Origin of the sequence: uncultured Senegalimassilia sp., assembly GCF_934630535.1 — a bacterium.
Taxonomy (GTDB): domain Bacteria; phylum Actinomycetota; class Coriobacteriia; order Coriobacteriales; family Eggerthellaceae; genus Senegalimassilia.
In genome coordinates this window covers 12,224-25,280 of the sequence record NZ_CAKTVU010000004.1, presented here as the reverse complement: position 1 = coordinate 25,280, position 13,057 = coordinate 12,224, and the positions used below count along the sequence as shown (strand labels likewise).

Below are 13,057 nucleotides of genomic sequence, written 5' to 3'. Positions count from 1 at the left end.
TCATGATTCCTTCCCTGTAAAGCCATCATCAGCACGTCGGACGCCCGACACATCGCATTCGATCACGCCGTCCGACACCGTCACATCTAGCTTCTGCCCTGCCTGGGCCTGCTCGACCGACTTCACCACGCCTCCACCGCTATCACGGGCGATGGAGTAACCCCTGCCGAGAACCGCCAGCGGCGATAGCGCGTCAAGCTGCGCTGCCGAAAGACCCGCTTGCCGGCGGAACGGCTCGAGCAGCTGACGGCCCGCCGCGCGCAAACGCCGCTGCTCGTTGTCGAGCACCGCACGCTCTCGCTCGCAAGCCTGGGGCATCGCGCGCAACAGCCGCTCCCGCGCCCGTTGCGTTTGCGACGCCGGCATGACGACGACCTGCGAAAGCGCGCGCGTCAGGCGTTCGCGCTGCCGCTGCACGGCCGCCGCGTCAGAAGTCAAGGCGTTGGGAAGCGCCGCACCCAAACGCTCGCGCAACCGGTCGACCTGCGCACGGTCGCGGTCCAGGCTGGCCGGCAACGCCCTTGCCAACCTGTCGGCATACAGGTCGACCCCCTGAGCCGAAGCCGCCAGCAATGCGTTGGGGTCGCAGAAGACCGGGCGGCTGGCAATGCGTCCAACTTGCGCCGAGCAGCTCTCGAGCGCGCGCTGAACGCATGTATCCAGGCTGCCACGACGCGCACGGAACAGCGCATCAAGGTTCTCGCGTGCCGGGCTTACCGCCTCGGCGGCGGCCGTAGGCGTCGAGGCGCGCACGTCGGCGACCATGTCGGCGATGGATGTGTCGGGTTCATGCCCGATGCCCGTGACCACCGGCACGGGGCATTTGACGATCATGCGGGCAAGAAACTCGTCGTTGAACGGCATGAGATCCTCGTACGAGCCGCCGCCGCGCACCACGAGCACCACTTCGGCGCCGGCGTGAACGACGGCGCGCATGCCTTCGACGATGCCGGCAGGAGCCTGCGGACCCTCCACCGCTACACCCGAGAACAGCACCCGCGCCACGGGGAAACGGCGGCGCAGGGTGCGCAGCACATCGTGCACCGCATCGCCGCGCGGGCTTGTGACCAGGCCGATGGTAAGCGGATAGGCGGGCAAGGGCAGCTTTCGCGCAGGATCCGCAAGGCCTTCGGCGGAAAGCTTCCGCGCAAGGTTGGCCACCTGCAATCTCAGCTGGCCCTCTCCCACCGGCGCGAGCGAGAACACGTCGAAGTTCATGCGCCCCTTCGCCGCGTACAGGGTGAACCTGCCCGTCAGTTCCACCAGCTGCCCGACGGCCACCTGCACGCCTACGGCGCGGAAGCGGTTGTTCCACATCATGCAGGGAAGGCTTGCCGACTTGTCCTTGACCGTGAAGTACACGGCCTTGTACCCAGGTTTGTTCGACAGCTCGGAGATCTCGCCGACCAGGCGCACCGTCACGCCCTCGAGCGCCCCCTTCGCCAGCTGCATGGCGGCGGATACCGACAGAGCACGTGAGGCCGACGCATCAGATGCCGCACCTTCGTTTCGCGAGGAGATGTTCGAGCTCGCCGTCTTACGCGCGCCGAAAGCAGCAGCGCACGCACGCGCCGCCTCTTCGGCGTTTCGTGCAGGCGCACCGGAACCCCCCGAGCTAGCAAAAGCGCCGCGGGATCCCCCAGCGGCGCCGTTATATGATCGACCGTAGGCCACGTTGCTACTCGTCACGGGACTGCAGCAGCCACAGCAGCTGCAGGATGGACGTCAAGGCAGCGGCAACGTAGGTGAGCGCGCAAGCGCGCAGCACGGAATACGCGCCGCCCTGCTCGGCCTGCGTGATGCCCTGGGTCTTCAGATACGCAAGGCCACGACGCGACGCATCGAACTCGACGGGCAGCGTGACCAGCTGGAACAGCACCACCACGGCATACATGATGATGGCAAGCGTGGTAAGGCCCGACAGCTGCATGAAGATGCCGAACATCAGCAGGAACACCCAGGCATTGGACGCGAAGTTCACCGCCGGCACGAGCGCACCGCGAATCTTCATGGGCGCGTACCCCTGCGCGAACTGGATGGCGTGCCCGGCCTCGTGGCATGCCGTGGCAATGGCCGTGATGGAGGTGCCGCCGAACGCGTCGGGGTCCAAGGTGATGGAATTGTTGCGCGGGTCGAAGTGGTCCTGCTGCGGGCCGCCGCGATAAACCTGCACGCCGTGGACGCCGTTGGCCGCCAGCATCATCTCGGCCATCTGAGCGCCGGTGACGCGCGTGGATGCGGGTACGTGCAAATACTTGTTGATCTGGCGGTTCACGTACCAGGACGCGCCCATGCCGATGACCATGGTGACGACGATCAGGCTCAAATAGCTCATGCTCATGTGGATGATGCAACTCCTATCGAAAGCGTACGGCGCGGACCCTGCGCCCCGGGGCGCGTCCAGGAAGACGCGCGCTTGGTTTAACGAATGGAAAGTATACCGAAGCGAAACGCCCTGCCGCCGGTTTCACGAATGTTCCCGCGAAACGTTCGCAATCCGTTACCGGAAATGCATCGCGCCCGCCGCGTTCACGTTGCCGCACCGGGCGGCACGCTAGCTACTCTTCGCCATCCAGGCGCGTGACGTGCAGATCGTGGCCGTTCAAGGACAGCACGAGCTTGCCCTCGAGCAGCTCGATGAGCTCCTCGCCCACCAGCGCCCGGCGCCATCCGCGCAACAGATCGATGCCCTGGCGATATCCGCGGGCCATGCGCACCAGGTCGTCATGGCTGGCCAAGGTAGGGAACGCCACTCCGTTCTCCTTGGCGCGCAAGCGCACGAGCGCGCTCATAAGGTCGAGCGGTGCATCCACGTTGGGCTCGTTGCGGCCGCTGCGGTCGAGCTCGGGCCAGCTTTGCGGACCGGATTCCAGCGCCTTCTTCATAAGGCCGGCGACCGTACGGGCATCGCGGGTGTTGAGCTTCTCGCGCATGCCTCGCACCATGAACAGCTCGTCGATGGTGCGGGCCTCGCGCTTGCACGCCTCGACGATCTGCTCGTCGGTGATGACCCACTTGCGCGGCACGTTGCGCTTCTGCGCCGTGACCTCGCGCCATGCGGCCACCTCGCGCGCCGCCGCAAGCTGCTTGCGCGATAGCTGGCCGACGCGCTTGAGCCTGCGATAGCGCTCGCGCTCATCGGATTCGAAGCGAGCGGGATCGCACATCTCGGCGAATTCAGGGTCAAGCCAATGCAGGCGCCCCTGGCGCTCCAATTCCTGCTTCATATGCTCGTACATGCGGGGAAGGTAGATGACGTCGTCGGCGGCATAACGCAGCTGGGATTCCGACAAGGGACGGCGCGACCAGTCGGTGAAGGAATCCACCTTCTTGAGCGCCACGCCGCATTCGGCGCCGACCAATGCCCCGTAGCCGATCTGCTGCGTGTGCCCCAATAGCGCCGCGGCAACCTGCGTGTCGAACAGCGGCTGCGGAAGCACGCCCACCTCGTGCCACAAGATCTCAAGGTCCTGCCCACCGGAGTGCAACACCTTCATCACATCTGGATCCTCGAGCAGCGGGGCCAGCACATGCAGGTCCTTAATGCCGAACGGGTCGACCACCGCCACCTCGTCGTCGGTGGCGAACTGGATCAAGCACAGGCGCGCATAATAGGTCTTCTCGCGTAAAAACTCGGTGTCGATGGCAAGGACGCTTGAGCGGCGTGCTCGCTCGACGAACGCCTCCAGTGCTTCTTGATCTTCGATATACACCCGGTAATTCCTCACGTTCATATCGTTGTGCTTTATGATGTAAGAATACCGCAACGGAAGGGAAAACCGTGAAACTGCTTGTCATCAACAACCTGGCATCGGGATACGGCGAAGGAGCCATCTACGATTTCATGCGCAGCTTCGCCGCCGACGGCGACGATATCTACATGCGCTGCACCAACGGCACCACACCGGTGAGCTCCCTGCTCTCAGATGCGAAGGACTTCGATGCCGTGATCGCAGCGGGCGGAGACGGCACCGTGGCCACGGTGTGCTACCTGCTGGCAAACACCGGCATACCGGTGCTGCCCTTCCCGGCGGGCACGGCAAACCTGCTCGCCCTCAACCTTGCAAGCCCGCTCGAGCCCCATGCGCTGGCCAAGATGGTGCGCGACGGGCAAACCCTGGACTTCGACATGGGCGAGATCTGCGTCGACGGACAGCGCTTCGGTTTCTCCATCATGGCCGGTGCGGGCTACGACGCCGTCATCATGCGCGGGGCGCAGCGCGGCAAACGATTGCTCGGCCCCATGGCGTATCTGCAGTCGGCGGTGGCCAACGCCATGCCGCAGCAATCGAAGTTCACGCTCACCTTAGACGGCCGGCAAGTGCAAAGCGAAGGCCTTGGGGTGCTGCTGGTGAACTTCAGCAAAATCCAGTTCGATATCACCGTGACGCACGACAACGAGCCACGCGACGGCGAGTTCGACGTGGTGGTGCTGAAGGCGAAAACCGCGTTCGACCTGATACCGGCCGTGTTCGCAGGACTTTTGGACCGCGACGGCGAATTCCCCGACCGCACGGATGCGCTGGAGATCTTCCGCGCCAAGGAGGTTATGATCGACGCCGATCCCGCCATGGAGGTCCAATACGACGGCGAGGCCACCGGGCTTTCCACGCCGTTTTCCGCGCGCATCCTGCCCCGGGCCACGCGCCTGTTCATCTCCGATGAAGGCTACTCGCAGTTCAAGAAACAATAGCGCCGCAAGACGACAACGGCCCTGCAGGATCGAACCTGCAGGGCCGTTGTCGTTCGGGCATGCTGCCCGATAACGCCGCACGGACGCTATTGCGCAAAGAGCACACCGTCGGCCGCATAAAGCGGCCGACGAAAACCCGCTCGAGCACGCATCAGCACCAGGCTAGCTGTTCAGCGCCTCGCCCTTGCGCTGCTCGCCTTCGAGCTCCTCGACCTTGCGCTCCCCGCCTTCGAGCTCCTCGACCTTGCGACCCTGGTTCTTGAGGCTTTCCTTCCACTTCGCAAGATTCGAGTTGTAGCGCATTTGGATAAGCTCCAAGACGACGGCGAACACCATGGCGCAGTACACCATGAGCTTCTCCATGTGCATGTCGAGCACCTCGATGCCCGAGTTGATGCCCAGCGAATCGAAGAACAGCAGCATACCGATGACCGTGATGAACACCAGGGCCAAGATCTTCATCTCCGTGTGCCTGTTGATGAAGTCGGCGATGGCGTCGATGAACACCATCATGATGACGATTGCGAAGATAACCGCCATGATCATGATGATCAGATGCTCCGCCAAGCCCACCGCGGTGATGACCGAGTCGATGGAGAACACCAGGTCCATCACCATGATGGTGACGATGGCCTGGCCAAGCCCGATGCGATGCATCTCTTTGTGCTCCTCGGAGTGCGCGGCCTTCTCCTCGGTCAAGGCCAGCACATCGCGAAGCTCATCGATGCCCTTGTAGATCAGATACGCACCGCCGGCCAGCAGCACCAGGTCGCGCACATTGAACGCATGCTGGAAAAAGCCCAGGTCCAAGGTAAACAACGGCTTAGTCATGTGCACCAGATAGCTAGCGAAGCACAGGAAGATGCAGCGCGATATCATGGCGCCCAGCAAGCCGAGCTTACGGCCGATATGCTGATGCTCGGGCGCCAATCGGTTGGTGGTGATGGAGATGAACACGATGTTGTCCACACCCAGGACCACCTCCAGAAACATCAGCGTCAACAAGCTGATCCAAGCTTCGGGCGTGGCGAAGATGGAAAAATCCATTTGCATTGCTCCTTTACGTCGTTTCGTCCGGTCCGAAGCGCACCGTGGTGCACGGTGCGCGGTTGACCCCGTCTCCTCGGATGAGCAGCGCAATAAAAAAGACTCATGGCGCAACGCTTGGAAAACGCTGCGCCATGAGTCTTGCAATTTCAGGTACGCCAGACCGTTGCCGGCCACGATGTTGAACGCACCGCAGGTATGTCCTGCCAGCTACTCCCCCATGGGCATTCCGTAGGCTACCATGAGCGCCCCCTCAGGGCAATGCTATACTTACCCACGCACACAAACCGACTAAAAACCGACAGGCAGGTACCCATGTCGTTATTCCATCGCCATACCGATTATTCCATCGAGCAGGGCAACGTACGCTATATGGACGGCTCAAGCCTGCTGCGCCCCGTAGACATGCCGCGCAGCCAGAAGATCATCATGGCGGTGTTCGTCGTCGTCGCCATCATCATCGGCTTTCGCTTAGCCACCGGCGCCATCACCGCGGTAAGCGACTCGAACACCCAGAGCAAGGCAAGCGTCGAGGAGAACCTCGCGCGATCGGTCAGTTACAACCTTCCCGTGCTCACGCAGATGGTGGATATGGACGATCAGGCCATCCTGGATTCGCTCACCGCCGCCGGCTACACCGTGTACAACCAAACCGCGGAAGGCACCGCCGGCCTTGACCTGGTCAAACTCCCCTCCGATGTCACGGTCGCCGATGCCGCGGCCATGTACGCGAAGGGCCTGGGCAGCCTTTCGGCCTCCCAGGCTGCCCTGCTGCTCAATGGCAGCTGGACGCTTACCGTCGATCGCGCCGACACCTTGTCCATGGCGGTGAAATACGCCGATTTCTCCTCGAGCACGCTTGAAGCCGCTATCCAAGCCGCCATAGCCGCCGAGGGATTCGAAGCCTCTAGCGCGTCCATGGACACCGATGAAGTGGGCAACACCTTCCAAACCGGCACCGTCGATATCGATGGCGACACCTACACCTGGCGCGTATCCGCGGCCCCGCTGTCGGACAAGTACGATATCAAGGGCCTGCCGAGCACCGCAGCATACGTGGGCATCCGCCTGACGGCGATGTAGGGCGGCCCTAACGTGCAACAAGACACCCCGAAGATCGCGAAGCGCCGAGCTCGCGAGGAGAAGACCATCTCGCAGATGGTGGCGCTGTATTGCGCCGGCAACCACGAACGAGCCAGCAGGACCGAAACCGCGGTATGCGGCGAAGCCGTGTGCCCGGAATGCGCGAAGCTCGACGAATACGCCGCGCTGCGAACGCGCCGATGCCGCAAGATGCACGTGAAAACCAGCTGCGATGCCTGCGAGAACCACTGCTACAAGCCGGAAATGCGCGAGCGCATCCGCCAAGTGATGCGCTACAGCGGCCCCCGCATGATCACGAGGCACCCGATTGCCGCCATCAGGCATTTGCTGGGAAGATAACCGGAAACCGTGGCGCCTATCCCCTAGGATGCGCCCTATGATGTTCGGCGCCTAAACGCTCGGGGGTGGTATGCGTGTAAATCTGCGTGGTAGACAGGCTTGCGTGCCCGAGCATCTCCTGAACGCTTCGCAGATCGGCGCCTCCTGCCAGCACGTCGGTGGCGAAGGTGTGGCGCAGGTCGTGCGGCGTGATGGTGGACGGAAGCCCCGCAGCGGCAAGCGCCTGCTTGAACATCTTGCGAATCGCATCGGTTCCCATTTGGTTACCGCGCGTCGAAACGAAGAAGTACGGGCATTCCTTGCCCTTGACAAGCACGGGCCGCGCGAACAGCAGGTACGTGCGCATACTCGAAAGGGCAAGATCGTGCAAGGGCACGATGCGCTCCTTGGACCCCTTGCCGAGCACGCGGCATTGCCCCTGGTCGAAATCAACCGCGGAAAGCAACAACCCGGAAGCCTCAGACACGCGCGCGCCGCATGCGTAGAGAAACTCAAGCAGCGCCTGATTGCGCATCTCGGAGGGCGTGCGCTCGTCGCGCCCTTGGGAATCAAGTCGTTTGCCATATACACCGAGCAGCACGGCAACGTCTTGCGGACGAAGATGATGCGGCAGACGCTGCGGCTGCTTAGGGCCCGAAAGCGCGCTGGCGGGATCCTCGGATACCATCCCGTTGACATTGAGCCACTGGAAGAAGGTGCGCACGGCCGACAGGCGGCGATTCACCGTCGCGCGCGAATACTGCGCCTGCTCAAGCTGGCTTAAGTAGCGGCGAAGCTGCCGATGGCTGGGATGCAGGCCATCGACGCGGGTGCGCTTTGCCCACCTGGCGTAATCGAGCAAGTCGATCCGGTACGCGCGCAAGGTGTTCTCAGAGGGATTGCGCTCAGTACGCCACGAGCCGATGAACCGCTCGATGGCTGCGAAGACTTGCATATCCACATCCTTAGGCGCCTTATCGTCGCAAGAAGATTCGGCCTTAGGCGTCATGCCCGACAGCTTCCCCCGCGCAGCCCAAAAGCCCGCAAGCGCGCAACTCGCCGCAATAACGCTCAAGGGCTTGCGCCCCGCGCTCGGCATAGGCGGCATAGCGCTGCCCCTTGTTGCGGATTCGCTGCTCAAGCGGCTCCATGATGCCGAAGTTCACGTGCATAGGCTGGTAATCGACCGTTTCGGGGCTGGTGGCGTATGCCAGCAATGCACCGAACGCCGTTTCCGCCGGCAGCTGCGGAGCCTTCACGCCACCGAACAGCGCGGCCACATGCAGCGCCGCATGAAGCCCGGAGCGGATGGCCTCGCAATAACCCTCGGTACCCGCCAATTGACCCGCCACGAACACCGGCGTTTCAACGCCACTTACGCTGCGCAGTCGAAGCTCAGGCGTCAGCAGCTTCGGAGCGTTGATGAAGGTGTTGCGATGCATGACGCCATAACGCGCGAACTCCGCCTGTTCCAAGCCGGGAATCATGCGGAACACGCGCTTTTGCTCGGGAAACGTCAAGTTGGTTTGGAAACCCACCAGGTTATAGCTTTCCCCGTGAGCATCCTCGGCGCGCAGCTGCAACGCCGCCCACGGGCGCCTGCCCGTGGCGGGATCGGTCAGACCGACGGGCTTAAGCGTGCCGAAGCGAGGCGCATCGACGCCTTTGCGGGCGATCTCCTCGATAGGCTGGCAGGCCTGGAACAAATCGCGTGTTTCGAATTCGCGGCGGATCACGCGATCGGCGCCAACCAGCTGCTCGATGAACGCCTCGTATTCTTCGCGCGAAAACGGCGCGTTCAGGTAATCGCCCACCTGCCCGCCCGCATCCTCGTAGCGGCTTTGACGGAACAGCTTGCCCATGTCCAGCGAATCGGCCATGACGATGGGAGCCGCCGCATCGTAGAACGCCATATGGTCCGACCCGGTAATCTGGGACAGCGATTCAGCCAAAGCATCGGAAGTCAACGGACCGGACGCCAAGATGACGGCATCGGCGCCTTCGCAGGCCTGCTGCACCGTGCATACCTCCGCGTGCTCCAAGTTAATCCCGGGGTGCCCCTGGATGCGCTGCGTTATCTGACGGGCGAACGCCTCGCGATCGACCGCAAGGGCGCCGCCGGCCGCCACGGCGTTGTCAAGGGCAGCGGCGTGCACTTGCGAGCCGAGCGCGGCAAGCTCGGCTTTCAGCATGCCCGCCGCGCTTTCCGGCTTCGTGCTCTTCAGGCTGTTCGAGCAGACCAGCTCGGCGCACAAGCCGGTTTTGTGCACGGGCGTTCCCTTTTCGGGACGCATTTCCACAAGGCGGACCGAGAACCCTCGGTCCGCTAGTTGCAAAGCCGCCTCGCTTCCCGCAAGGCCGGCTCCGATGATTGAGATTCGTTTCATAGTATCCATGCGCCATAGCATACCAGACGCTAGACCGTTGGCCCCCAACGCCCATCAGGATAACGCGCGAACAACCCCGCCTGCTCGCCTATCGTCAACCGCTCCATCAGCCAAACGCGCGCATCCCGCTTGCCGCAGTGCTCGCTCGCCAGCTCGAAGAGCTGCTCCATCCCGAGCGGCTCCGCCTGCAGCGCAGCCGCAATCGGATCCGCGGGCACACGTTTTGCACCGCGAGCGCCCTTCAAGCCGCCCGAACCGGACCGACCCCCTTCCCCAGCCAGCTCACTTGCTTCCTGCATCTTCAAGCAACCGAACACGCTGAACAGCACATCGGAAAACGATTCATCGTCGACCACGGGAGCCGCGCCCTGTACGAGCAGACGATTCGCCCCTTTCGAGGAAGCGGAGTTGATAGCCCCCGGAACCACCAGCACATCACGGCCCGCCGCAAGCGCCTCATCGGCGGTGGAGAAGGTACCCGAAGGCAAACCCGCCTCCACGATGAGCGTAGCCCGCGCAAGGCCCGCTATGAGCCGGTTCCGCGTGCGGAACTGTTGAGGCAAAGCGGGCGCGTCCCAAGCGTGCTCGGAGACCACCGCTCCGCCCGACAGCGCTATCCGCTCGAACAGGCCCGCGTGCTCCCGAGGGTACGGGACATCGCATCCGCCGCCTAGAAACACCACCGTGGGCGCGCCTTCGGAGAGCGCCGCCTCGTGCGCGGCGGCATCGCACCCCCGTGCGCCGCCGGATATCACCGCGATGCCCCGCTGCGCCGCAAGCCGCGCGAAGCGCTTCGCCGCCCCGATGCCGTAAGGCGTGGCTTTGCGCGCCCCGACCACGGCAAGGCCTTCTGCAAGCGCCTCGGGATCGCCGAGCACATAGAGCCGCTTCGGCGGTCGCGGAATGGCGCGCAAAGCGGCGGGAAACCGGGGGTCGTCGGGCAGCAGCACCGTCCTCATCCCAGCCAACTGCAGGCTCTGCCCCTCAGGTTTGCCAACCGCCATCACACACCGCCTTCGCGCAATCGAAAGCCGACCGCTTCGCATAGGTGATCGCGGCCCACCTTGGGAACCTGCTCCATATCGGCGATGGTCCGGGCGAGCGCAAGCGTGCGCATGATGGCTCGTCCGCTCATAGACCCCGATGAGGCAAGCTTCTCCATGAAAGCGCGGTCGGCGTCGCTCATGGCACATGGCTCGACCAGCACCTCGGCCTGACGCGCACGCTCATCCAAGCCCGTGGTGCTGCGACGCCACGATGCGTATTCCCTGGCCGAAAGCACGCCTTCGCGCAGCTTAGCCGACGAAGTCCCGTGCCCCGTTGACAGCACCTGGCCCGGCGGGATGCGGGCAACATCGATATGCACGTCGATACGATCCATGAGCGGCCCGCCCACGCGTCCCTGGTACTGGTGCACCTGGCGCTGCGAGCACGTGCATGACCGTTCGGAGTCGCCGAAAAACCCGCACGGACAGGGGTTGGCGGCCGCCACCAGCATGAAGCGCGCAGGGAACCGCACGCTGCCGTCGGCGCGCATGACCACCACCTCGCCGGCCTCCATGGGCTGTCGGATGCCCTGCAGCACCGAAGGCGCGAACTCGGGCAGCTCGTCCAAGAACAGCACGCCGTTGTGCGCCAACGATATGGCGCCCGGGCGCGGAGGCGAGCCTCCGCCCACCAAACCGGCCAAACTTGCACAGTGGTGCGGCGCATGGAACGGTCTGATGCCCGCCAACAGCGGCGCAGCATCCCGTCCGGCAACGGAATGGATGACCGCAGCTTCAAGCGCCTCAGAGCGCGACAAAGGCGCAAGGATAGAAGGCAGTCGTGACGCAAGCATGGTCTTCCCTGAGCCGGGAGGACCCATCATGAGCAGACCATGACCGCCTGCCGCGGCGATTTGAAACGCACGTTTCGCCATGCCGTGGCCGGCGATGTCGCGAAAATCAAGCTCCTGGGGCTTTTCGGGCGCCAATGCGCCGCCAAGTTCGGCGAACTGCCCACGACGCAACTGTCCGAGCGACTCGATGACGTGCCGCCTTATGCCCTCTATCCGACCGGCACCTTCCTCAGCAGCGCTGACAAGGGCATATCCCTGCCGCTGAGCGCACAACGCATATGCGAGCAAGCCGGCGACCGGCCGCACAACCCCTTCCAAGGACAGTTCGCCGGCGAACAGCGCGCCATCGAGCACCGCAGGCCTCACCTGGCCCGTAGCGCACAACAGGCCTATAGCTATGGGAAGATCGAACCCCGAGCCGGTCTTGCGCAAGGCGCTCGGCGCAAGGTTGACCACCACCTTGCTGTTTGGCATATCGAAGCCGCAAGCCCGCAAGGCAGCGCGTACGCGCTCACGCGATTCCTGCACCGAGGCATCGGCCATGCCGACGACCGAAAAACCCGGCATCCCATTACCCACGCAGACCTCGACCTCAACGGGAACCGCCTGCACGCCGCGCAAGGTGGCGGCATGCACTACGCATGACGCGCTCATTGCGACTCGGTTCCGAACGCGTTGATGTAATGGCGGATCGTTGCATGGGCGTTATCGGTAACCACGAGCGACATGACGTCGAAACGCACCTGCACATCACCCACATCGTATCTGCTTATGAACAGTTCGGCGATCTTAAGGTACTTCCCGCGCTTCTTGCTATCAACCGCCTCGCTGGGAAAGCCTTTTTCCGTGCTCGATCGCGTCTTCACCTCGGCGAAGACCAAGATATCATCATCGCGCGCGATGATATCGGCCTCGCCAGCCTGGCACGTCCAGTTTCGCGCGATGATCTCATAACCGCGCGACACCAGATAACGCGCAGCAACGTCTTCACCTAAACGACCAAGGCGCTTGTTGTGAAGATTGGGCTGGTCGTCAGCGCTCTCGGCGCGCTCGGATGGACTCTGCGCAGATTCATCCTTATCGGTACGCGAAACAGCAGCAGCTTCATCATCACCGCCATCCGCCTCCGCAGGGCAGCAGCCACGTTTGAGCTCTTCCCTATTTTGACCAGGCATTTCAGCAGATGCACCACAATCGGTGCACCCTTCCCCTTGTTCTCGTAACCGTTTTCCGGTCACGGCATCTTCGGTGTTGCGTGCAGCTGATCGTCCCACCTGGTTCGGGCTCTGTTCGTTTCCTTGCTTGATATGCCGCGATTCGGCCATAGCTGGTCTCCTTTCCTCGCTATGACCCACCTTAACGACACCATCTTGCACAACCCTTGTGCAGACCTTGCAGATAGCCCCGCTCAAACTTGCAGAGCCGGGAATGAAGGGCTTCGCGCATCCATATCTAAGGGTGCCGAATTGGGGCGCAAGGGCGAGATAACTCACCTTCGCACAAGGACCTCGCACAGGGGGCGCACCCCTTCCCAACGCCGATCATCGCCGGCGAAACCGTCGAACGGCCAAGCTAGGCTAGAACAAAAGACTCCCGCGCCTTTGCCGAACGCTACGGCAAAGGCGCGGGAGTCTTCATGTTCGCACGTACTGGCATTGCCGCCTGCTA

General features: G+C 63.1%; 12 protein-coding genes. 3 read left to right on the top strand and 9 right to left on the bottom strand.

All coding sequences use genetic code 11. The annotated features are described in order from the left end of the window. The 3 genes from xseA to rnd form a co-directional block, all read right to left on the bottom strand. Positions 1–1,674 (bottom strand): exodeoxyribonuclease VII large subunit, encoded by a 1,674-nt coding sequence (xseA, locus tag Q0D52_RS03670; protein WP_294380224.1) that lies wholly within the window; start codon positions 1,672–1,674, stop codon positions 1–3. Positions 1,675–1,678: 4 nt separating this feature from the next. Next, complete coding sequence (locus Q0D52_RS03665; RefSeq protein WP_294361133.1) at positions 1,679–2,341, bottom strand: zinc metallopeptidase; 663 nt, start codon at positions 2,339–2,341, stop codon at positions 1,679–1,681. A 217-nt stretch (positions 2,342–2,558) separates the two neighbouring features. Next, positions 2,559–3,728, bottom strand: a complete 1,170-nt coding sequence (rnd, locus tag Q0D52_RS03660) for a ribonuclease D (protein ID WP_294380222.1) — start codon at positions 3,726–3,728, stop codon at positions 2,559–2,561. Between the two features lie 53 nt (positions 3,729–3,781). On the opposite strand from rnd, the gene Q0D52_RS03655 reads away from it, so the two are divergent. After that, the gene (locus Q0D52_RS03655) at positions 3,782–4,693 is read left to right on the top strand and encodes a diacylglycerol kinase family protein (protein WP_294380220.1); all 912 of its coding nucleotides are present in this window, start codon (positions 3,782–3,784) and stop codon (positions 4,691–4,693) included. A 162-nt stretch (positions 4,694–4,855) separates the two neighbouring features. Here the strand turns inward: Q0D52_RS03655 and Q0D52_RS03650 are convergent, their stop codons facing one another. Beyond that, on the bottom strand, positions 4,856–5,740 hold the full coding sequence (locus tag Q0D52_RS03650) for a TerC family protein (RefSeq protein WP_294380217.1): 885 nt from the start codon (positions 5,738–5,740) through the stop codon (positions 4,856–4,858). Positions 5,741–6,055: 315 nt separating this feature from the next. Here Q0D52_RS03650 and Q0D52_RS03645 point away from each other — a divergent pair, with 315 nt between their 5' ends. Together Q0D52_RS03645 and Q0D52_RS03640 are read left to right on the top strand one after the other, a co-directional pair. Beyond that, positions 6,056–6,823, top strand: a complete 768-nt coding sequence (locus tag Q0D52_RS03645) for a hypothetical protein (RefSeq protein ID WP_294380215.1) — start codon at positions 6,056–6,058, stop codon at positions 6,821–6,823. 12 nt (positions 6,824–6,835) lie between these two features. After that, positions 6,836–7,183, top strand: coding sequence for a nitrous oxide-stimulated promoter family protein (locus tag Q0D52_RS03640; RefSeq protein ID WP_294363020.1), 348 nt, complete (start codon positions 6,836–6,838; stop codon positions 7,181–7,183). Positions 7,184–7,199: 16 nt separating this feature from the next. On the opposite strand, the gene Q0D52_RS03635 is transcribed toward Q0D52_RS03640, so the two are convergent. From Q0D52_RS03635 to Q0D52_RS03615, 5 genes are read right to left on the bottom strand one after another with little or no spacing between them, the layout of a single operon-like run. Further along, positions 7,200–8,117 (bottom strand): tyrosine recombinase, encoded by a 918-nt coding sequence (locus Q0D52_RS03635; protein ID WP_294380211.1) that lies wholly within the window; start codon positions 8,115–8,117, stop codon positions 7,200–7,202. 43 nt (positions 8,118–8,160) lie between these two features. After that, the gene (trmFO, locus tag Q0D52_RS03630; RefSeq protein ID WP_294380210.1) at positions 8,161–9,549 is read right to left on the bottom strand and encodes a methylenetetrahydrofolate--tRNA-(uracil(54)-C(5))-methyltransferase (FADH(2)-oxidizing) TrmFO; all 1,389 of its coding nucleotides are present in this window, start codon (positions 9,547–9,549) and stop codon (positions 8,161–8,163) included. Positions 9,550–9,578: 29 nt separating this feature from the next. Beyond that, the gene (dprA, locus tag Q0D52_RS03625) at positions 9,579–10,553 is read right to left on the bottom strand and encodes a DNA-processing protein DprA (RefSeq protein ID WP_294380208.1); all 975 of its coding nucleotides are present in this window, start codon (positions 10,551–10,553) and stop codon (positions 9,579–9,581) included. Beyond that, positions 10,553–12,043, bottom strand: a complete 1,491-nt coding sequence (locus Q0D52_RS03620) for a YifB family Mg chelatase-like AAA ATPase (RefSeq protein ID WP_294380206.1) — start codon at positions 12,041–12,043, stop codon at positions 10,553–10,555. The genes dprA and Q0D52_RS03620 overlap by 1 nt, the downstream gene beginning before the upstream one ends. Further along, entirely contained in the window at positions 12,040–12,714 is a 675-nt protein-coding gene (locus Q0D52_RS03615) for a YraN family protein (RefSeq protein WP_294380205.1), read from the bottom strand. Before Q0D52_RS03615 ends, Q0D52_RS03620 begins: the two co-directional genes overlap by 4 nt. Positions 12,715–13,057 lie beyond the last annotated feature (343 nt).